Here is a 22021-nt window from a genome sequence, read left to right as displayed (position 1 = left end):
GCAATCAGACAAAATAAATATAGATACAGCGCGGTTAAGTTAAGCTAAAAAGCTTGATTTAAACGACTTTCATGGTAAAAAAGCATCATGCGTAGCAATAGAGATCATTACTTATATCAAAAGCTATCTAAAAAGCTAGATCATAAATTAAACGTAAAATCATTTTTACTGATTTTTATCAGTATTATGTTTTTATCTGCTTGTGGTATTAAAGGTAATTTATACCAAACGCCAGCGCAAGTAGTTAACCCAAAAGATAAAGCGCCTTCGCAAGTTGAACAAGGCCAACAAAAAAATATTGATACCAGCGAAGCGACGCAAGAAAAAGCGATAGAAACACTGGCACCATCACAAAATCAGCGCGCTGTTTCGCAGCCAACAGAGCTAACAACACAAGCTACTAGCCAGTCAACAGCGCAAGTAAACGAGTAATCATAATGCTAGTCAATTTTTCTAAAATGCATGGTTTAGGTAATGACTTTTTAGTGCTTGATAATGTCACTCAAAATGTTTTTTTATCACCAGAGCAAATCACTAAATTCGCCAATAGAAATTTCGGTGTCGGCTTTGATCAGTTATTAGTTGTTGAGCCACCTTACGATCCCGATTTAGACTTTCATTACCGTATTTATAATGCAGATGGTAGTGAAGTTGGGCAGTGTGGTAATGGCGCTCGCTGTTTTGCCAAGTTTGTTCGTATGAAAGGCTTGTGCAATAAACATAAAATTAAAGTGTCAACCAGCACAGGAAAAATGAATTTACATATAGAGCGCGATGGTAATATTTCCGTCACTATGCCGGTGCCACAATTTGAACCGAGTAAAATACCTTTTATTGCGCAAAAAGCAGAGGGGACGTATATTTTACGTAGTGAAAATGAAACCGTGCTATGTGGCGTGGTCTCAATGGGTAATCCGCACTGCGTGGTGACGGTAGATAATGTCGTTGAAGCCGATGTTGAATCACTTGGACGAGAATTATCTATTCATGAACGTTTTCCGGAGGATGCTAATGTCGGTTTTATGGAAATTGTTAGTGCTAATTATATTAAGTTAAGAGTATATGAGCGCGGCGCTGCAGAAACCTTGGCTTGTGGTAGTGGCGCTTGTGCTGCTGTTGTGGTTGGTTATATGCAAAAGAAATTAGCTAAGCAAGTCACGGTAGAGCTACCCGGTGGTAAATTACGAATATTTTGGCAAGGACCAGGACACCCTGTAAAAATGTCTGGACCAGCAACACATGTATTTGATGGTCAAATATCTATGTAACCAACTTATACCAATCTCACAAACTATGTGATCATTTCTACTGGTTAAAACAACCAACTACTGCGTTATTTATTTTATAATTAGAACAACTAGTTATTAAAATAAACGCCTTGTATTTGGCTATTTTTCCTGCGTATAAAGTAGGTCACCTAATTAATGAAACTGGTATTAGTCTTTATAAATAGCCATATGCAATAAAAAGAAGCTAACATATGAATGATGTACAACAAGGTATTAATAGCGAAGATATTCCGTTAACGGATGAGTTAGTGGTGAGCTATTTACAAGACAACCCAGAATTTTTTAATCGTAACAATAGTTTAATGACCAGCCTACGTCTTAAAGATGAACGACGTGGCACGGTATCTTTAGTAGAGCGTCAGCAGCAGCAACTTCGTCATAAGGTACAGAGCTTAGAAGACGAAATTACCCAATTAATGTCAGTGGCCAATCATAATGAACAATTATTTGTCTTGTACAGTGACTTATATTTGCGTTTACTTGACTGTACCTCTGCAGAAGAGTTACTTGATTGCTTACACCAAGCAACCACTGAGCTACTTTCTTTATCATCGTTTAAATTGTGGTTAACACCGGCCGATAATAGAGATATTGCTCATCACTGTTTATCTCATAATGATTGTGCTGGCGTTATGCAAAATCGTTTAGCGGATGATGAATATTACTTTGGTCGTTTACAAGAAAGCGAACAAACCCTTATTTTTTCTCAGCCATGCTTAGGCTCGGTTGTGTTGATTAAATTAACGCACGAAGCGCAAGTGGTAGGTTTTTTGGCGATTAGCAGTCAAGACGCGCATCATTTTGATCCACGTATGGATACACTATTACTTAACCAATTCAAGCGTTTGGTTGCTAAGTTATTACACCAGCAACTCGCACGTTAACGGGTAACCGTGTTAATAAGCACGTTTGTTATTTTCAGGACTTTATATTATGCAAATTTATCGCCGCTTAACGCAAGTTAAGGCTATCAGCTTTGATTTAGATGACACCTTATATAATAATCGACCCGTGATGCAGGCGATTGAAAAAAAGATGATCAGTTATTTTACTGACAAATTTGCAACGTTACTGCCACAACTGTCATCGCAGCATCGCTTTAATCGACATTTCTGGGCACCTTATCGTCAACAAGCCATTGATACTTACCAGGGAATTACTCACGATGTTGTCAGACTGCGTTTTGAAACCTACCGCTTAGGATTCTTGCAACATAACCTTTCTACAAGCACTGCTATGGCAGAGGCACAAGCGGGGTTAAACTATTTTATCAGCTTACGTAGTGACTTTAACGTACCGCAAATAAGTCATGAGCTATTAGCTAATTTAAGTAAAGCCTTTCCGTTAGTGGCGATCAGTAACGGTAATGTTGATACCAAAGCTTTAGGTATCGATCATTATTTTCAACATATTTACCATGCCGGCTTTCAACCTAGCGAACAACATGAAGAAGGTGAGTACTTACTTAGACAAAAGCCTGCTGCCGATATGTTTACCTTAGTGTGTGAGCAATTAGCTATACCAACTAGGCAACTATTGCATGTCGGTGACTGTGGCTTTGCTGATATTCATGGTGCGCTAAATGCGGGTTGTCAAACCGCTTGGTTACCGCAATACGGCGTTGGTAAAAAGCTACAACAAATACCGCATATTGAATTAGCACAAGTTAATGATTTGGACGCGTTACTGCTGAAAAACGGGTAAAATTAGCTATAGGCAGTTTTTCAATAGATAGAATAAGCAGGGATAATAGAAAAGTTTATCCACATAAAAAAGCACCTAGCTGATTAAGCTTAGGTGCTTTTTATTTTTAGGCTGTAGTTATCGGCTTGCATCAATACGTTACACCTATTTGACTAATACCAATTGGATATAACGTATTGAGTAGTGCTTTATTTATTAAAACGACGAGCACCAAAACTAATAAGAGCTAAACCCAAAATAGCTAAGGTTGACGGTTCTGGTACCGCTATAGTATTCGTATCATAAGCAATATTACCACTAGTGAAGGCATGTGGTCCGGCATTACAACAGTTAACGCCTGAAGATAAATCAAAAGAGATTGAAACAAAACCATCAGCAATGATATTAGCCCAGTCAGCTTGGGCAATGGTGGCAACTCCAGTCATATTGATGTAATTATTATGATTGCCAATATATCTATCATTAGCAAAATCAAAGACATCATTAGTTGTATTATTATCAAAAACCACACCTAGAGAATAACCATCAATTGAAATAGCAACACTTTCACTCGTTGAATCGAAGTCTCCAGAGATATTTAACGTAAAAATAGCATCTGAGATCGTGTTAGTGTCGGCTAACAAATTGGTGTAGCTTATTATTCCACCATCTACTGACGTTGATTGTTGATCTAAAGTAATTAGTCCGGCGTTAGCTATATTGAAAAATGAAGTTACTGCGAACAGTAAACTGGTAATCGTTGTGCTAAATAATTTCAAGATGTATTCCTAGGATGTTTAATAGTGATTATAGAAGATATAGCTAATTCTATGCCAATATGTATAAGCTATTCTTTTTCAGTGGCTTATGTTTTTTTTTTGCAATTGATAAAGGGAGTTGTAAAATTTATAGACACTGTGACTAGCTATTTTGATTGAACTCTACCCATCACTAGTTTGGCACTGTAAAAATAAACAGCCAAGCCCAGCAGCTAATGATAAATAGTGATATACTTTTGCTTTTATTTAGCACCACTATTTGTCTACTCTAGCTAATACTACTCACTAAAGGCTTTAACCCTATGGACGTTTCTGAACTACTCGACTCTCTTAATGATAAACAGCGTGACGTTGTTGCTGCACCGAAACAAAATATGCTTATTTTGGCTGGTGCGGGTAGTGGTAAAACGCGAGTATTAGTGCAACGTATTGCTTGGTTAATGCAAGTTGAAGGTGTTTCATCGCACAGTATTTTAGCGGTTACTTTTACTAACAAAGCTGCAGCAGAGATGCGTGCTCGGGTAGAGCAAGTAACCAATGGCAATACCCATGGCATGTGGATAGGTACTTTTCATGGTTTAGCACATCGTTTGTTGAGAATGCACTTCCAAGAAGCTAATTTACCGCAAAGTTTTCAAGTACTCGATAGTGATGATCAGCTGCGTTTGATTAAACGGATTGTGCGTTCATTAGAGCTAGATGAAAAAAAATGGCCGGCTAAGCAATTTGTTTGGTATATCAATGGTAAAAAAGATGAAGGTTTGCGCCCTCAACATATTGATGCCCAGTTTGACCCCAGTGAAGAGCTGTTTGTTAAAGTCTATAAAGCTTATCAAGAAACCTGTGATCGTGCGGGCCTGGTTGACTTTGCCGAATTACTCTTACGCGCTCATGAACTATGGTTAAAAAATCCTGCCTTATTAGCGCATTATCAGCAACGCTTTGCCCATATCTTAGTTGATGAATTTCAAGATACTAACGCCATTCAATATGCGTGGTTAACTATGCTAGGTAAAGCGCGTAGCAAGGTAATGATTGTTGGTGATGATGACCAATCGATTTATGGCTGGCGCGGTGCAAAAATTGAAAATATTGAACGTTTTCTCAAAGAATATGACGATGCCCAAACTATCCGCTTAGAGCAAAATTATCGCTCAACCGCTAATATCTTAAAGTCAGCGAATCAGCTTATTGGTAACAATACTAATCGTATGGGTAAAGAGTTATGGACTGAGGGTGAGGCGGGCGACAAGATATCAATTTATACGGCGTTTAATGAAATTGATGAAGCGCGCTTTATTGCCGGTCGAATTAAGCAGTGGCGTGATGATGGCGGAAAACTTGACGAAGTAGCGATATTATATCGCTCAAATGCGCAATCACGTTTACTCGAAGAAGCCTTATTGCAGGGGCAATTACCGTACCGTATTTATGGAGGTCAACGCTTCTTCGAGCGACAAGAAATTAAAGACGCGCTTGCTTACATGCGCCTTATTAATAATCGAGATGATGATGCCGCGTTTGAGCGTATTATTAATACGCCTACGCGTGGTATTGGCAATCAAACCTTATCCTTAGTGAGGGATGCCGCCCGAGGTAAAGCAGTCACACTTTGGCAGGCTTGTCAGCAAATGATACAAGCAGAAGAGCTAAAGGGCAGAGGCGCTAAAACCATTACCGCATTTATGCAACTGATTGAACAACTAGAAGATGATACCAACCACTTAGATTTAGATCAGCAAGCAAACTTTATTATTAATAATAGTGGTTTAAAAGCCATGTACCAAGCTGAAAAAGGTGAACGTGCCGCTCAGCGTATAGAAAACTTAAATGAACTGGTTACCGCTTGTCAAACCTTTGAAAGTGATCCTGAGTTAGTAGAAGAGCAAACACCACTCACGGCATTTTTAACCCATGCAGCGTTAGAATCCGGTGAATCACAAGCAGATGAGTTTGAAGCCGCGGTGCAGTTAATGACCATGCACTCAGCTAAAGGCTTAGAGTTTCCGTTAGTCTTTATTGCTGGTCTTGAAGAAGGTATGTTTCCGTCGCAGCAATCAGTAGAAGAAATTGGTCGCTTAGAAGAGGAGCGTCGTTTGTGTTATGTAGGTATGACCAGAGCCATGGTGAAGTTATATTTATGCCACGCTGAAAGTCGTCGTTTATACGGGCAAGAGAAGTTTCATAAAGCCAGTCGATTTTTACGTGAATTACCGGAAGATTGCGTAGAAGAAATTCGTATGCAATCGCAAATAAAACGCCCGAGTAAAGTCGGTAAATTCTCAAATACTTTTACACTTGAAACCTTTGAAAATACAGGGTTTAAGCTGGGGCAGCAGGTTAAACATGCTAAGTTTGGTGAAGGGGTAGTGCTTAACTATGAAGGTAGTGGTGCTCAATCACGTATTCAAGTGAATTTTGCTGATGTGGGTAGTAAGTGGCTGGTGGTGGAATACGCTAACTTGCAAGCACTGTAATATCTTGCAATATAGCTAGCTAATATTTAGCTTATACTGGTGACTTAGGCGATTAAAAAAAATAACCACATAGTTTATTAATATTATAAGGTGTTGTCATGTCTCAACGATTATTAGTAGTAGAAGACAGTAAACCAATCGCGACAGTTATTAGGCAAATAGCTCGGTCGTTAAAATTTGATGTGGTTATTGCCACTAATTTAGCCGAAGTAGAGCATCTTTTATCATCTGATACTGACTTTTTTGCCGCAACTATTGATTATGCCTTGCCAGATGCTTTAGATGGTGAAGCTATTGCTTGTGTGCTGTCTTATGGTATTCCTAGTATTGTTATGACAGGAAAAATGGATGATGAAACGCGCCAAAAAATATTGTCGCAACCGGTAATTGATTATATCCCTAAAGAAAACAGCCAAGCCTTTTTGTATTTAAAGCGTGTTTTACATTGGCAGTTAACTAACCATCAAAATACTATTTTAGTGGTTGATGACTCATCGGCAGCGCGAAATCATGTAGTTGAGTTATTAAAACGCCGTAATTTTAATGTGGTTACCGCTAATAATGGACTACAAGCGTTAGATAAGCTTGCTCAGCACAAGAATATAAAAATGGTGATCACAGATTTAGAGATGCCAGAGATGGGCGGCATTGAACTAACCAATGAGATCCGTCGTACTTATACTCGTGAACAATTGTCGGTAATCGGTATTTCTGGGGCTAGTAATGGTATTCACTCAGCGCGTTTTATAAAAAATGGCGCAGATGATTTCTTACGCAAACCTTTTTGTCCGGAAGAATTTTATTGCCGCATTATGCAAAATATTGAAAATTTAAATAATATTACCAAAATTCAGCATGCTGCTAATACCGATTACCTTACTGACCTTGCTAACCGGCGCTCTTTTTTCAGAGCTGCTGAACAGCGTATTAAAGAGTATGTTAGTAAAACAGTGCCTTATGCCTTAGCCATGATAGATATAGATTTATTTAAGCAAGTTAATGATAACTTCGGTCATGAAGCTGGTGATCAGGTATTGAAAGTGGTGGCGCTTTACATGCGTAAACATTTTAGTAGCGGCTTAACTGCACGTTTAGGTGGAGAAGAGTTCGCGGTGTTATTGTGTGGTTTAGATACCGATAATTTGTATAATAAAATAGATGACTTTAGGCGTGATATTGCTGTATCTACTATCCCCATTGGTGAGAACACAATCTCAATAACGTTAAGTATTGGCGTGGTTTTTGATAGCCAAGAGTCACTTCCAATGCAAATAAATCAAGCAGATAATGCCTTGTACTTAGCTAAAGAAAATGGCCGTAATCAAGTGGTCGTTTCCGGTAGTGAACTTGAAGATTAGCAAGCTAACAGCCAACTAAACTAAAAAGCGCTCAACTCGAGCGCTTTTTAGTTTTTAAAAATCAATAATGACTAATTAAGCGCGTTTTTTAAAGGAGTCTAGACTGTACAGTGCCAATGCTGCCCAAATGAAAATAAAGGTAATGAGTTCGGCGCTCTTCATGGTTTCTTGATAATAAAAGGTCGCTAATAAAAACATAATACTTGGTCCCAAGTATTGAAAAAAACCTAATGTTGATAAGGTTAAGCGCTTTGCTGCTGCGGTAAAAAACAGCAAGGGTGCGGTAGTGACTATACCCGCCATGATCAAAGTAAAGTTTAAGCTGTTGGTGTTTAAGGCCATATTACTGGTGCTGCTTTCAACAAAGAACAGCCAATAAGCAAGTGCGATAGGCAGCATGATTAATGATTCTATAAATAGTCCAATAAAGGCATTAACAGGTAATCTTTTTCTTAGTAGGCCATAAATTGCAAAAGTACTGGCTAACACCAGTGAAATTATGGGTAAAGTACCTAAAGCTACCAATTGTATTAACACGCCAAAAAAGGCTAAACCAACTGCGATTAATTGGTTGCGACGTAAACGTTCACTAAAAAATAGCATACCGAGTATGACATTGAATAATGGATTAATGTAATAGCCCAAACTGGCATCAAGTAAATGGTTATTATTGACAGCCCAAATAAATAAAAACCAATTCATTGCCAAAATACTCGCAGATAAAGCGAGTTGTAATACGATTTTAGGTTGAGCCACTACTGTCATTAACAGCCGCCACTTTTTCATGGCAATAATCATAATTAACAAAAACACCGTTGACCAAATCACTCGGTGCATTAATATTTCACCGGGCTCAATATAGGTGATTAATTTAAAGTATATAGGGGCAAAGCCCCATAGCAAATAAGCACAGAGCGCACTTATCGCGCCATTGCGGTGACTATTTTCTTCAAGCTGATTAGTGGCTGCAGTACTCATTTTTTGGTGGTCAACTTTAGTGGTAATGAAAGAGCGTCGATAATAGCATGACATGAGTAAGTTCAGTATTTTTCAAATCGATTAGTCATAGTGAATATTGTAAAGTTACTCATACTAAAATAATCAGCCCTTAACGTTAAAAATATATTTTTCTATACTAGGTTTTAACCATGCCGCTGAGGTAAAATAATAACATTACCCCTAAGAAAAGTAGTCGAGACCTTCTTGAGCACCTTAGTAGACCCTAATCAAAATAATATCGCCGTGAGCACTGATATAAACTCGACATTAAGCCCTGCGCTAAGTCCGGTACTAAGCCCGGTAATAAGCTCGGAGGTCAGTACAGCAGTGGATACAGATAATAGTGCGTTGTTGCTTGATACACTAAAGCATCATTTTGGTTATGAAAGTTTTCGTGAGGGGCAAGCTAAAATTATTAATAGCTTGTTGCAAGGACAAGACTCGTTAGTGCTAATGCCCACCGGGGGCGGTAAGTCGCTGTGTTATCAACTGCCAGCGGTATTATTACCGGGCGTAACCGTGGTTGTCTCGCCTTTAATTGCCTTGATGAAAGATCAAGTCGATGGTTTAACTCGACAAGGTATCTCTGCGGCTTTTATTAATTCTACTCTTGAGCAAAGTGAGATTAATGATATTTTTTCTCGCTTAGGGCGCGGTGAAATTAAGTTACTGTATGTTGCGCCAGAGCGACTGACTAATTATTATTTTTTACAAGGTTTAAGTCAGTTACCGCTTAGCTTATTTGCTATTGATGAAGCGCATTGTATTTCTCAATGGGGTCATGATTTCAGACCAGCCTATACTAAACTACAATGTTTAAAACAAAACTTCCCGACAGTACCTGTTATGGCATTAACCGCTACTGCTGATGTCACTACTCGTAAAGATATTTTGAACCAACTAGCGCTGCCAAACCCGTATATCCATCTTGATAGCTTTGACCGACCTAATATTCGCTTTACCTTAGCACCTAAATATAATGGCGAAAAACAGTTATTGGGTTATATCAGAAAAAAGGGTGAAGATAGCGGCATTATTTATTGTAATAGCCGTTGGCAAGTAGAAAAATTGGCAAAGTATTTAGCGGCTAGTGGTATTAATTGTGCGGCTTATCATGCTGGTTTAGAAAATGAAATCCGTTCCATAGTACAAGAAGGCTTTACCAAAGATAATATTCAAATAGTGGTAGCGACTGTCGCTTTTGGCTTAGGTATTAATAAACCTAATGTGCGTTATGTTATCCACTTTGAGCCACCGCGTACTTTAGAATCTTATTATCAAGAAATTGGGCGCGCCGGCCGTGATGGACTAAGTGCGGAAGCGTTGTTTTTGGTTGATGACAAAGATGTGAGCCGTATAAAAAAACGTATTAGTGAAGGTGATAACCCACAGCGAGTGAATGTTGAAATGCAACGTTTTGCTGCTATGGATGCCTTTATTGATGCACAAACCTGTCGTCGACAAGTGGTATTGAATTATTTTGCTGAATATACCCAAAAAGGCTGCGGCAACTGCGATATTTGCTTAGATCCGCCCAGTCAATTTGATGGCACCGTTGAAGCGCAAAAAGTATTGTCTTGTGTCTACCGTGTAGAGCAACAGGGTAATATTAATCATGTGATTGCGGTTTTACGTGGTGAACACACCGATAAAATAAAACAATTAGCGCACGACAAAGTCTCTACCTTTGGTATTGGTAAAGGTAAAACGAGCGGTTACTGGTTCTCAATTATTGCTCAGTTAATACATTTAGGCTATTTGCAGCAAGATATCGAACAACAATCTATTTTATGTTTAACACAAGCATCGGGCGTGGTATTAAAAGGCCACGAGCCATTAATGTTAGCAACGCCACGCTTACAAAAAGCTAGCTACTGGCAAGAGAAAGCGCCGCAAAAAAGTTATGACCGAGTGCTATTTGCCAAACTGCGAGAGCTACGTAAAGCCATTGCTGATGGTGAAGATATAGCGCCTTTTATTGTCTTTAACGATGCTACCTTGTCTGAGTTGGCGCGGGTACAACCCAAAACCTCACGTGAAATGCTCAGTATTAGTGGTATTGGTGCAGTGAAGTTATCGCGTTATGGTCAACCCTTTTTAGCATTAATCAAAGCACACCAGTAAAGTATGTCTAAGTAGAATATTAACAGATAAAAATGCCGATTAACGCTTAACGTTAATCGGCATTTTTGTAAACCTTACCCGTTAAAAAAGTAACCGCTTTAGTTTGTTCTAGTTATTTAGATGAAGCGCTAGGTAAGACAGTAAAGCCCATGTTAAATAAGGTGAAGGCATAAATATCAGCATACTGTTCAATGGTTTTAGAAACTGGCGTACCAGCACCATGACCGGCATTGGTTTCGATCCTAATCAGCGTGGGTGCCGTGCCGGCTTGTTTGGCCTGTAATTCCGCGGCAAACTTAAATGAATGAGCCGGTACCACCCGATCATCATGATCGCCCGTAGTCACCATAGTGGCCGGATAGCTAACACCTGCTTTAACATTGTGTACTGGTGAGTAAGCTTTTAAGTAAGTGAACATCTCTTCACTTTGCTCAGCAGTGCCGTAGTCGTAAGCCCAACCAGCACCAGCGGTAAAGGTATGGTATCTAAGCATATCTAATACGCCCACTGCAGGTAGCGCTACTTGCATTAAATCAGGACGTTGCGTCATTACTGCACCGACTAATAAACCACCATTAGAGCCGCCCTGTATGGCTAAATAGTCACTCGAGGTATAGTTTTGCTTAATTAAATATTCACCAGCGGCAATAAAGTCATCAAAAACATTTTGCTTTTGTAATTGTGTACCGGCTTTATGCCACTCTTTACCGTATTCACCACCACCCCGTAAATTAGCAACCGCATAAATACCGCCTTGCTCTAACCACACCGCACGAGCAACACTAAACGATGGCGTTAAGCTAATATTGAAACCACCGTAACCGTATAAAATAGTGGGGTTTTTACCATTAAGCTCAAGACCTTTTTTATAGGTAATGATCATAGGTACTTTGGTACCATCTTTTGAAGGGTAAAATACTTGCTGTGACTCGTAAGTGTCGCTATCAAATTTAGCGCCTGATTTAAGGTAAACATCACTATTACCTTTATCTATGTTGTAGCGGTAGATAGTGCCTGGCGTTTTGTAGTTACTGAATGAGTAATATAAAGTACTTTCATTTTTATGACCTGCTAACGCTGAAGCACTCCCCGCGCCAGGTAAGCTAATTTCTCGTACTTGATTACCTTGATAATCAAATTGGTACACTTTTGAAATAGCATCAACCATGTACTCGGTAAAAAAGTATCCGCCGCCAGTTGATGCGCTTAATACATAGTCTGTTTCAGTAATAAAGTCGGTCCAGTTTTTACTTTCAGGTGCGCTAGCATCTACGGTAACAATTTTCTTATTTGGCGCGTTTAAGTTAGTCACTAAAAATAATTTGTCGCCTTCATTTTCAATCACATAAGTATCAGCAGCAAAATCATCAGTAATAGTAACTAATGGGCTATTTGGTTTGGTTAAATTTTTAAGGTAAAGATCGTTACCTGAGGTAGAAATAGCACCTGATATAAGTAAGAAGCGGTTATCTTCAGTAACACTGCCACTTACATAACGACGTTTTTGCTCTGCGGTGTTACCAAAAATGATTTTATCGTCTTTTTGTGGCTGACCTAATACATGGTAATACAGTTTATGCTGGTCAGTTTTAGCAGAGAGCTCACTACCTGTTGGCTTATCGTAACTTGAGTAATAAAAACCTTCATTTTTAAACCAAGAAATATCGGAGAATTTCACATCAATTAGCGGTGTCTCTAATACTTTTTTTGTTTCTACATCAATAATAATGATTTTACGCCAGTCACTACCGCCTTCTGAGATGGCATAAGCGGCAATAGAACCATCTTTTGAGAAGCTTAACTGCCCCAGTGAGGTAGTGCCATCTTCACTAAAGCTATTTGGATCTAAAAAGACTTCAGCCTTACCATCGTCTTTTTGACGATAAACCACATACTGGTTTTGTAAACCGTCATTTTTGTAGAAATAGGTATAGTCACCTTCTTTAAAAGGTGCGCCAACTTTCTCGTAGTTCCATAGCTCAGCTAAGCGAGATTTCAGTTGTCCACGATAGGGGATTTGTGACAAATAATCAAAAGTCACTTTATTTTCTTCGGCAACCCAAGCGCCGGTTTCTTCACTGCGATCATCTTCTAACCAACGGTAGGGATCAGCGACGTCAGTGCCAAAATAGTTATCAACCACGTCACCTTTTTTTGTTATCGGATAGCTCATTTTTAGTACTTCTTTTTGAGTTGTATTAAGGGTATTACCTGTTTGTTTAACACTGTTACCAGTACAAGCGACTAATACGCTGGTCACTAAAACACTGGTTAGTAAAAGGTTATGTTTCTTCATTAGATTTGAATCTCTATTTTGACGTGAGTCTTCTACAAGGATAACGCAGTGTAGCAGAAGAGAACTATACCAATTCTATTAAATTTATTCCCAACTCAGAGCTGTATTAGCGAGCTTAGAACAAGCAAAATTTGTTAACTATAGTTATTCTATATTTCATTAATTTTGTGCTGTTATCAGTTTGCTAATAAGCTCCCAAGGGCGAGTTTAAAAGGCTTACATGCAGCGTTATTAATTTTGACAAGGGAGTAACCATTCTCTTCAATCAAAGCCTTGCCTCTAAGCCTTTTAATTCTCGCTGAGTGGGAAATAACTTAATAGACTTGGTATTAAGCAAAACTACGGCTTGCCTCATTGAGGAATAAGACAAGCGGCAGTATTTTGTTACAAGGTGTAATGACTTATGTCTTAGCTATTGATTAACGGTTTTCTAAGCGATTAAAATCAAGTAAGCCAGCGTCATTTGGTTGGTTCTTTTTATACCAAGCGTGTAATTCATCGGCAAATGCCCAAAAATCGGGGTTCGTTCTGCGTATGGCAAATTTATCTTTAAGTGCATGGTAATCTTGTTCAGTTTCTATAGATATTACCTGCTCAACAAACTCAGCAAGGTGTGCTTGCTCTACCTTAAAGAAGGCGTTGGGGTAAGTACCCACCACACCACGTAAAACCGCTATATTATCTTCTGCAGGTATGCGTCTATCTGCTTCAGAAAACAAATGCGCCACATTGCTGTGTGCTGAGTTAGTAATTAAACTATAAACGTGTTTTTTAGAGCCATTAGTCACCATGACATAAGAGACTTGTGGTAAGAAGCTTACTTTTGTACCTTGTAGGGTGCCTATATGCTTAATGAGTTCGTCTGCTTTGCTTTGAGATACTTCTGGCAAGTTAAGCTGGCTTACCTGACTATTATCGGTATATTTAGCCACTTGCTCAAATAACTCTGCTTGTGGATTATCAGTAAGGTAAGTGATACCTGTTTCAGGTAATTGATAAAAATCATCCGAAAAAATATAGTCTTTAATATCATCACTGGTATTTCTATACCAATACTCATGTACAGTTTTACGCTGTGCTTTAGGTAATAAGCTAATAAAGTTACTTTCTGCTTCCATACGCAAGAAATCCATGTACAAACGTGTTTTTAACTGATGACCGACATTGCCATAAACATCAAAGCCTGCCACTAACAGATAATGAATTCGTTCTAGTAAAGGGTAGCTAATTAACCAAGCCGTTTTAGGCGCTGGGCCAACAAAACCTGGTAAAACCGAGGCACTATCAAAGTGTCTTAATACGGTTAAACTCGCGTTAGGGTTACCGTTACCCGACCAAATTAAATCCAAATTGAGTTCACTTGGTTGCAAGTTTAGATCTTTTAGATAGGCTAGTTTATTTTTTACATATTGTTGCTGGCGCTTAGCATATTGACGCCAGTAAAGTAATGATATCGCTTTATCACTGGTGGCTGCGGGTAATTGTAAAAGGTCGGCGTTAGCATTAAGAAACGCATCATCTGGATTGTTATCAGGACTAAGGAAAAACACCCAAAAATTATCATCAATCACATTAAGGGCAATTTGTCCTCGACAAACAGGGCCTTTGATAAAATTCATAATTGAAAACTGTGCTTGATCTAGCAAAAATTGATAGCGCGATTGGCTAGGAATCGCCTGAAATGTTTTAAAAGGGTTTGACGCATTAATCAGTTGGTAATCAGGTAGTGTTGCTACTTTATAATCGGGCTGATAAAAAAGTTCAGTGATGCGTGCTAACTTTTCTTCACCAAACGGGTAGGGCATATGGCGTTTAGCAATAATGGTTTCGTTGTGTTTAATTAACCGATAGAAAACCTGTGGGTTATTCACCTCGGGTTGTTGAGCCGCATCTTTATAGGGCGAGTCGAATGGACGACGGGTATTAATAACAACGGCTTTTTTACCATTAGGAGTGCTTGAACGTACTAATTTAAAGTAGCTAGTGCGCTCGTCAGTAAAATATAAATTGGCTAGGTACAAGTGTTCAAATAAATAACGAGCAATTAACTGCTCTTTAGCGGACCTACCATTAAGTAAAATTTCCCAACGGTTAATCATTAGTTGCTCTTGGGCATTCGCAGATTCCGCTTCAGGCATAATGGCACCACTAGCTAGCCACTGGCTTAATTGCTTATGTTCAGTTGTTGATAACGCGGGTAATGCGTAAGGCATGCCGCCTAGTGGAAAGTCATGTTTATATTGCTCAAACTCTTCTATGGTTGGGCATTGTTGGTTGCGGTCGAGCGAGATATCAAAGCTGTCATTCAGTATTGTTTCATTAGGCAAAGGATGCTGCTGCTTTAATGCCAACATTTGATAAAATAGGCTTGCTTGAGTATTACCTAGTGCGGATTGTTGACGCTCATTGAAAACAGGAAAAAAGCCTTGTTGGCGCTGTGGTTGTAAGGTGTCACGGTTTAGTTCAGTTAATGCACTAAGGCTGTCACTAATATTGGCAGTAACTAAGCGCTCACCATTATAAACCATGGCTTTATTGGCTCCACGCTCAAGGCCGGCGCGATTTTCCATTTTTAGTTGACAGGGCGCATCGTAACAACCATGACAAACTACACAACGGTTTTCAATGATTGGTTGGATATTTTTATTGAAATTAATAGCTTGAGCTTGGGTTGCTTTAGGTTGTGCTAGCCTATTATCAACATGACTAGTGCCATAAAGCCTATCAAACTCCATTACACCCAAGGTGGCACAGCCAGAAAGAAATAGAACAAAAAATAGCCATTTAAACTTGCGCATGGAAAGCCTTAGCTTGCAAAAATGTGTGCGTAGGGCATTGAGTTTAAGCTATATGCAGGAATACTGTAAAGAGATATGACTTTGCAGCACTCTCTCTGCGCCTTAATAGCGGTTGCGTAATTTAGGCACGTCAGTATGGTATTGCACAAATTCTACTTCGTAACCGTCAGCATCAAGAAAATAAATATTTTCTCTATATTTATCAGGTACACCTGGTTTATGAATAGCAAAACCAGCAGCAGTTATACGCGCTATAGTGCCTTTTAAATCACTGGTAACGTAAGCAAAGTGAGCTAAACCTACTTGGTGACCGGTTAAGTCTCTATTCTCGCCGACGCCATTATCAGCAAAAGCGATATATTGATAGTCATCACCAAAATGTAGCCAGTTTCTTGGTTTGCCTGACCATTCACCTTTGTCGCCACCACGCACTTGCCAATGAGGAAAAGCGGCGCGATAAAAAGTTAAACTTTTGTCGATGTCTTTGACCACTAAATTAACATGCTCTAGCGTAATCATTATTGCTCTCCTTTAATCTTTAAAACCAACATAGTGAAAAGTATAGTAAATAGTAGAGTAATCACTCGTGTTAAGCTCCTATTTTTTCAGCTGTACTTTATCGCATATTTTATACAGTACGACTTTATTGTTACCGCTTTAATGCCTAGCTATAAAGAGTGGTTATCATTTAATCGTTCGGTTAAGCAGCTTACTTGCTCAGTTAAGTAAGCCACTTGTTGCTCTAATTCAGTGACTCGAACCGCCAGTTGACTATCCTTGTTTACGTTAACGGTATTCGTTAATTCATCAGGATTTTGAGCGTAGTTTTCTTCAGTAAAATCTGACAATAAATGTACATAACGGCAATCACGCTTACCTGGTTGACGTGCTAATTTTTTTACCAGCGTTTGACCGTTTAAATTTTGTAATTGGGTTAAAGTGCTTTCAACTTCATTAACATCAGTAAAGTCAGCTAAGCGATGAGTACGGGTTCTTAACTCTCCAGGAGTCTGTGGTCCTCTAAGTAACAGCACACAAATTACTGCTTTTTGTTGGGGCGAAAACTGTAAATCACCAAACTCTGTATTACAAAAACGATGAAAGTATTTATTAACACGGCTTGATGCTTTGTGATCTACCATTAATTGATTCATTTGCACCAACTCATCAACCGCATCTTGCACCTCAGCATCTGATAAGGTCATTACCGGTTCACGGTTACTCTTTTGGTTACAGCCCGTGGTAATAGCGTTTAACGACAGTGGGTATTGCTCTGGCGTGGTGGTTTCTTTTTCGAGCATTACACCGATAAGGCGGCATTGCAGTGTAGATAGTATGACCATAGTGAAAGCATCCGGATAAAAAATCGATAGTAGAGTTATACCAAGCAATACAGCTATTTACTATATTTACCATGCTAGCTATTTAATTCTTATAAGAAATATGATCTAGTTATTGGTTGTTTTGTAGGAAAGAGTGACTTTAAAAGGGGATGAGATAATTGTAAGGTAAATGAATCTTTATAAACTATTTTACTCATCTTATTGGCTAGTATTTTTGTTAACTAAGACTGCAAGAGTCGTATAAATGAACAAAAAATAAAGCCCCGGTTAACGAGGCTTTACAGGCGGTGTAGGACAGGTGAAAACTTGTGGGTTAGCTATTCTATATTCGAGGTCTGAATACGCACTGTGAAAACAATATATTTATTATACATGGAGTTAATGGTTGTTTTTCATATGAAAATCAAATTATGTCACCAAAATTGTAACCATAAAAGTAAGTTCAAAAATGCTAAATATTTGCTTTTAATAGATTAAGACAATGGGAGGTATCTAAATCATTCTAACTTATGCCTCGAGAATCACTTACTCGAACATAACCATCGAAAGTTAGTGATATATCGTTATTTCATAAAGATAACACTAGCTTCAGTTTTTAGTATTTCTTTCAAATATTTTATTAATAATTACTGACGTTATCTCAAAGCTTAATGTTGAGGTTGGGCTTAAAAATGTTGAACCATGAGCAAGTGCATTCCGTAAAGCAGGCGTAGTTTCTAATAAAACACTTAAATAATCATAATCGTATTCAACACCTTCATAATCTATTTCAGAAGGATTCCATTGATAACTATCAAGATTATCCTCTTTCATTTTTTGAAAAATAAATTCATCATATTTATCTTCTGCCGCTCTTTCTTTTCCTATCTGCCAAACACTAAAATCTTCATTTTTTATTAATTCATGATCCATAATAAAAACCAAATTAAATTTAAGCCCCCTTGAAAATTTAGGATTTCCTTTAGGAATACCTTTATTTTTAAGCTTTCTATACAGATCTAATCTTTTTTCTCCAATACATTCTCGAATAGCATGCTCTAGAACGACAAAAAGCTGATGTTTAACGATAGGAAAAAACCTATAGACATAGTAAGAATGTAGGAATAGATTTTTTACAGTATCAAACTGAATCCTCAATTTTTCAGGGACATGCCCTTCTAAAGCGAACTCCTCAATAGAAGAACGAAACTTTACAATTGCTTTATCGCCAAAATGTTCATTTCTAATATCTGGCAGCATTATATTTTCTAGCGCTCTAAACTCCTCAGCTGGTAATTTTACTTTATCCAATTAAGCACCTACCTTTTTAAATTTTATAAAGTCATAAAGACTATGAATTGGAAGTGGATATCGATAATAACGACAAGCAAGAAAAACTATTGGCTCTAAGCCTTTTTTAACAACTGATAGCTCACTAAATGATTTTGAGTTATCACATTCGGTCATAACATGGTCGAGAACCTTATCAAAAGCCATTTCAAAACCTGTAGTAGCACACCCATGGTTTTCTATATTATTATAAAAATATGTTTCAGAATCTTGTGCTGGGTACCAATACTGTAAAGTGCAGTGCCTGAGTTCCTCTTCTGCAAAATTTGATAGTTCATTACTTGTAATCTCATTCTCATATAAAGCTGAAAATACCGCTAATATGGGGTAGAGAATACTCCCCTTAGTAACACTATGCTTATACGAGCTACTTTTTTGTTCTCGGTGATCTAATAGCTTTCTAAAATGGCTAACCGTAGACGGGTACATTCCATCTGTTTTATATGAAAATATACTCCGTTTAGCTATTTCATCTAACCAACTAATGGAGAATTCATCATTTTCAGAGTCCTGTATCAATAAATACATAGCTAAAGATATATCAATTGCTTGTTCATCTAAGTATGGAGATAACAATAAAGGGTTATTCTTTATCAGTAATTTTATCGAATGAATAATTGATTTTAGCTTGCCTTCTAAATTATTTACCTGAGCATCATCAATCGGTGGTTTTCCTGTATTTAATTTTTGCAGATCCAACAAAGTCCAGATACCGCACATTGATAAACGACTCATAAAATCAAACAACTTTAAATTAATATCAATTGAGCTAGGTGAATTAATTGCGTTAGAAATGGCATGTTTCTTATCAGCATGAGCTATTAAACATTTTTCCGTATACTCACACGTTATTGCGTGATAAGTCGATAACAATTTATCAAAGGATTTTCGTGCATTTGTACTTCTTGAATCTCTAATTAAATCCCAACAATTTAAAATACAAAACTCTGCGGATAGGTATGAGGATTCAACATTATTACCATCTCTCCCCCATGAAAAAAGCACCCATAAACAAATATTTATTCGGTTAATTACCCTATAAATATTCTTTTTATCTTTGGTATCCGTCTTTATAATTTTCCTTACTAACCTAACAAAGTGTTTGTGGGACTCTTCAGGTTCATCAAGTAATGCTATAGACTTTCTTAACATCGACTGCCAATCTTTTGGCAATAATTCTTCTTTCAAAAAATATTGTAAAATTAACTCTGATAATTTATCACCATTCCACTCTTCAAATTTTAAACTTTCTGTCTCATGCTGCTGCTCAAAACCTGTAACCTCTTGCCTTATCGTTGTTTGCACATCCCCACCAAAACACAAGCAGATAACAATAGGTTTATCCGCATGTTCTTTAGGCAAACGGTGAGGAATATAAGAATTAAGGATACTGTGAATAGAAGGTAGTAAATCCTGACTAGAACCACCACACCAGCTTTGTCTTGTTAAATTTCTTTCTTTAATAGAAAAAAGGTAAACTTTTTCAATTCCGCCATCAATTTTTCCGACAGCCGCAACATCGACACCATACTCATTTGCACCACGAATAGGACGAGCATAAACATTGAGTCCCATTTGACTTAATAAATCAGGCACTAAAACATCCAGTTCATCACGTTCATTTAAAGAGGCTAAATACTGTTTAAGAATTAACTTCATGTTTAAAAGCCTCCATTCTGAAAAAACGGAGCATATAATCGAGACTTTCAGGATCTAGAGTATTTAACCTCGGGAGTTCAGTCGAATATGAGTGCTTAGTCATTTTCATTTCAGAGCGTTTAAGTTGGTTACTACCGTCATGTATATAAACGGCACTGCTATTACCATATAAAATAGTCTGTTGTGTGAATAAGTCAGATAACGCACTAGGTTGGGCAGCTTCATAAGCTTCTTCCATCAATTGTTGAGAATGTTCCCAATATTGTTCTCGGTTTTGTTGAGAGCATAATATTTCATTAATTCCCCATACCCCCTCCATACCGTTAAAATAATCATCTAGCTGCTTAACAACATGCTGAACCGAGTTCTTTATAGCTAATGAGCTATTTGATTCTATTCTTTCTAAATATCGACGTAATTCACCTGAGTAGCTAATTAGTAGCGGCTCAAACAATAACTGATTTAATTCTTCACGCTTTTCGGTTGATACTGTATCAATAATAGATAGGATGAAGCTTGCGGCTATAATAGGGCGTGTAAATAACCAACCAACAGCTTTTCTAGCTAAAAAAATAGGGGTTTCATTAAGCTTATTTATCTGCTCAACATCAACTTTTATCTCGATGTCCTTAATACTCACATCATTTAATAAATCATGGACAGCGCAGCATAAATTAGAACTCCCTGATAGAAACCATTTGGTAATAAGATGGTTTAAGTAGCTTTTATTACCTTTAAATAATTCACTATTAAAATAACCGAATTCTGTGACGCAAATACCTTTATTAATTAAACATTCTAGTAAGTCCTCTATGCTTACATATTCGTTGCGATTCAGTAAGTTTCTCAACAAGCGTCCAATATTGCTTAATGCAGCAACATGTTTAGATGTTACATTTTTTAAGCAGCTAATGAACTTTAGTTTAATCGAATTAGGAACGTACTTCTGATCAAAGCCGGCAACATTTGATACTGCATAAAGCACCTCAGATTTAGGCTCTTTAAGTATTAAGTCCAGAGATTTTGCTATCCTAATCCATAATGTATCGTCTTTTTCACCTAAGTTTATCAACGCATGGAACAAACTACTTATAGCTAAATCATCGGTTTCTTCATTAGCTTTTTTTTCTAACAAAGAAATAACAGTTTTGGCTTTGATATTTAGGTTGAACTGTATACGTGAAATAGCAAAATAAGCTTGTTTACGAACATCTGCGGAATCCATGATTATAAGTGTCTTTAGCTGCTCAAAGCTCCACTCGACATCTGATAAGCTGCCAGATATAAGACTAGCAGACATAAATTCGATAAACTTTTCTTTCTCATGTAAAGAAAATGTGAAAGCCTCTTTACAACGTTCGCTATCCTTCTCACAAAACTTAGTAAATCCTGTAATTAAATTACCGATGCCTAGATTTTCACCTCCCTTATCTTTTAGCAGCAGAATACATTCCATTACATCAAGAACTGAAGCCTCCAGATTAGGTAATAATGCTCTATAAACGTCAAATATAATCCAAAAATCATGTTGATTGTTTGAACCTATAGCTTTGAATAACTCATTTATATTTAATAATGACTCAGAATTTAGTTGATGAAGAGCCTCGATAAGATACTTCTCCGTTTTTCTCTCATCTAAATACAGTTCTATTACTACTTTAAAAAAGCATTCATTTTTTAATGCATTTATTAATTCCGTTTTTACATTAATAAGTGACATACAGGGGGCCATATAATTTAATCCGTTTAACTATATCTTTGGGCTTGCAAAAGAATAACAAGCTATCATTAAGAGTGACTTACTTTCAGCATAACTCTTTAGTATTTCATGAAATGTTCTAATAAAAACAGCTGCACATAGAGAGAATTTTTGGGAGGTCGTTTGAC

Annotated in this window: 16 protein-coding genes; 7 read left to right on the top strand and 9 right to left on the bottom strand. The window is 37.7% G+C overall.

What is annotated here, in order from left to right:
• Nucleotides 1-87: 87 nt before the first annotated feature.
• The 4 genes from FCS21_RS08095 (at nucleotide 88) to FCS21_RS08080 (ending at nucleotide 2993) form a co-directional block, all read left to right on the top strand.
• Complete coding sequence (locus FCS21_RS08095) at nucleotides 88-432, top strand: LptM family lipoprotein (protein ID WP_138622226.1); 345 nt, start codon at nucleotides 88-90, stop codon at nucleotides 430-432.
• Nucleotides 433-437: 5 nt separating this feature from the next.
• Nucleotides 438-1268 carry a diaminopimelate epimerase gene (gene dapF, locus FCS21_RS08090; RefSeq protein ID WP_138622224.1) on the top strand — a complete coding sequence of 277 codons (831 nt, stop codon included), beginning with the start codon at nucleotides 438-440 and terminating at the stop codon, nucleotides 1266-1268.
• Nucleotides 1269-1480: 212 nt separating this feature from the next.
• Complete coding sequence (locus FCS21_RS08085) at nucleotides 1481-2173, top strand: DUF484 family protein (protein WP_138622222.1); 693 nt, start codon at nucleotides 1481-1483, stop codon at nucleotides 2171-2173.
• Between the two features lie 49 nt (nucleotides 2174-2222).
• Nucleotides 2223-2993 carry an HAD-IA family hydrolase gene (locus FCS21_RS08080; protein ID WP_138622221.1) on the top strand — a complete coding sequence of 257 codons (771 nt, stop codon included), beginning with the start codon at nucleotides 2223-2225 and terminating at the stop codon, nucleotides 2991-2993.
• Nucleotides 2994-3181: 188 nt separating this feature from the next.
• Here FCS21_RS08080 and FCS21_RS17025 read toward each other — a convergent pair whose 3' ends face one another.
• Nucleotides 3182-3751 (bottom strand): PEP-CTERM sorting domain-containing protein, encoded by a 570-nt coding sequence (locus FCS21_RS17025; protein ID WP_246047110.1) that lies wholly within the window; start codon nucleotides 3749-3751, stop codon nucleotides 3182-3184.
• 302 nt (nucleotides 3752-4053) lie between these two features.
• Between FCS21_RS17025 and uvrD the strand changes: the two genes are divergently transcribed.
• The gene (gene uvrD / locus FCS21_RS08070; protein ID WP_138622219.1) at nucleotides 4054-6228 is read left to right on the top strand and encodes a DNA helicase II; all 2175 of its coding nucleotides are present in this window, start codon (nucleotides 4054-4056) and stop codon (nucleotides 6226-6228) included.
• A gap of 98 nt (nucleotides 6229-6326) precedes the next feature.
• Nucleotides 6327-7586: a diguanylate cyclase gene (locus tag FCS21_RS08065; protein ID WP_138622216.1), complete on the top strand. Its 1260-nt coding sequence runs from the start codon at nucleotides 6327-6329 to the stop codon at nucleotides 7584-7586.
• A 75-nt stretch (nucleotides 7587-7661) separates the two neighbouring features.
• On the opposite strand, the gene rarD is transcribed toward FCS21_RS08065, so the two are convergent.
• Nucleotides 7662-8564, bottom strand: a complete 903-nt coding sequence (rarD, locus tag FCS21_RS08060; RefSeq protein WP_138622214.1) for an EamA family transporter RarD — start codon at nucleotides 8562-8564, stop codon at nucleotides 7662-7664.
• Nucleotides 8565-8912: 348 nt separating this feature from the next.
• On the opposite strand from rarD, the gene recQ reads away from it, so the two are divergent.
• A complete protein-coding gene (gene recQ, locus FCS21_RS08055; protein ID WP_138622290.1) occupies nucleotides 8913-10709 on the top strand; it encodes a DNA helicase RecQ in 1797 nt (598 codons plus the stop codon).
• A gap of 112 nt (nucleotides 10710-10821) precedes the next feature.
• On the opposite strand, the gene FCS21_RS08050 is transcribed toward recQ, so the two are convergent.
• From FCS21_RS08050 to FCS21_RS08020, 7 genes are all read right to left on the bottom strand, one after another.
• Nucleotides 10822-13005: a prolyl oligopeptidase family serine peptidase gene (locus FCS21_RS08050; RefSeq protein WP_138622212.1), complete on the bottom strand. Its 2184-nt coding sequence runs from the start codon at nucleotides 13003-13005 to the stop codon at nucleotides 10822-10824.
• A gap of 419 nt (nucleotides 13006-13424) precedes the next feature.
• Entirely contained in the window at nucleotides 13425-15803 is a 2379-nt protein-coding gene (locus FCS21_RS08045) for a fatty acid cis/trans isomerase (RefSeq protein ID WP_138622210.1), read from the bottom strand.
• Nucleotides 15804-15905: 102 nt separating this feature from the next.
• Complete coding sequence (locus FCS21_RS08040; RefSeq protein ID WP_138622208.1) at nucleotides 15906-16322, bottom strand: VOC family protein; 417 nt, start codon at nucleotides 16320-16322, stop codon at nucleotides 15906-15908.
• Between the two features lie 149 nt (nucleotides 16323-16471).
• Nucleotides 16472-17146, bottom strand: coding sequence for a YceH family protein (locus FCS21_RS08035; protein ID WP_138622206.1), 675 nt, complete (start codon nucleotides 17144-17146; stop codon nucleotides 16472-16474).
• A gap of 588 nt (nucleotides 17147-17734) precedes the next feature.
• A complete protein-coding gene (locus FCS21_RS08030) occupies nucleotides 17735-18436 on the bottom strand; it encodes a hypothetical protein (protein ID WP_138622204.1) in 702 nt (233 codons plus the stop codon).
• On the bottom strand, nucleotides 18437-20134 hold the full coding sequence (locus FCS21_RS08025) for a hypothetical protein (RefSeq protein ID WP_138622202.1): 1698 nt from the start codon (nucleotides 20132-20134) through the stop codon (nucleotides 18437-18439). It lies immediately after the preceding gene.
• Nucleotides 20118-21866 carry a hypothetical protein gene (locus FCS21_RS08020; RefSeq protein ID WP_138622200.1) on the bottom strand — a complete coding sequence of 583 codons (1749 nt, stop codon included), beginning with the start codon at nucleotides 21864-21866 and terminating at the stop codon, nucleotides 20118-20120. The genes FCS21_RS08025 and FCS21_RS08020 overlap by 17 nt, the downstream gene beginning before the upstream one ends.
• Nucleotides 21867-22021: the final 155 nt, after the last annotated feature.

This window comes from Colwellia ponticola (assembly GCF_005885605.1).
Classification (GTDB): Bacteria; Pseudomonadota; Gammaproteobacteria; order Enterobacterales; family Alteromonadaceae; genus Colwellia; species Colwellia ponticola.
Note: the sequence above shows the minus strand (reverse complement) of the source record. Positions and strands in the feature narration are given on the sequence as shown.

Bases quoted from the DNA above. Each gene is read 5' to 3' on its own strand.
- FCS21_RS08095 (WP_138622226.1), top strand. From the start codon at position 88: ATGCGTAGCAATAGAGATCATTACTTATATCAAAAGCTATCTAAAAAG.
- dapF (WP_138622224.1), top strand. From the start codon at position 438: ATGCTAGTCAATTTTTCTAAAATGCATGGTTTAGGTAATGACTTTTTA.
- FCS21_RS08085 (WP_138622222.1), top strand. From the start codon at position 1,481: ATGAATGATGTACAACAAGGTATTAATAGCGAAGATATTCCGTTAACG.
- FCS21_RS08080 (WP_138622221.1), top strand. From the start codon at position 2,223: ATGCAAATTTATCGCCGCTTAACGCAAGTTAAGGCTATCAGCTTTGAT.
- uvrD (WP_138622219.1), top strand. From the start codon at position 4,054: ATGGACGTTTCTGAACTACTCGACTCTCTTAATGATAAACAGCGTGAC.
- FCS21_RS08065 (WP_138622216.1), top strand. From the start codon at position 6,327: ATGTCTCAACGATTATTAGTAGTAGAAGACAGTAAACCAATCGCGACA.
- rarD (WP_138622214.1), bottom strand. From the start codon at position 8,564: ATGAGTACTGCAGCCACTAATCAGCTTGAAGAAAATAGTCACCGCAAT.
- FCS21_RS08050 (WP_138622212.1), bottom strand. From the start codon at position 13,005: ATGAAGAAACATAACCTTTTACTAACCAGTGTTTTAGTGACCAGCGTA.
- FCS21_RS08045 (WP_138622210.1), bottom strand. From the start codon at position 15,803: ATGCGCAAGTTTAAATGGCTATTTTTTGTTCTATTTCTTTCTGGCTGT.
- FCS21_RS08040 (WP_138622208.1), bottom strand. From the start codon at position 16,322: ATGATTACGCTAGAGCATGTTAATTTAGTGGTCAAAGACATCGACAAA.
- FCS21_RS08035 (WP_138622206.1), bottom strand. From the start codon at position 17,146: ATGGTCATACTATCTACACTGCAATGCCGCCTTATCGGTGTAATGCTC.
- FCS21_RS08025 (WP_138622202.1), bottom strand. From the start codon at position 20,134: ATGAAGTTAATTCTTAAACAGTATTTAGCCTCTTTAAATGAACGTGAT.
- FCS21_RS08020 (WP_138622200.1), bottom strand. From the start codon at position 21,866: ATGGCCCCCTGTATGTCACTTATTAATGTAAAAACGGAATTAATAAAT.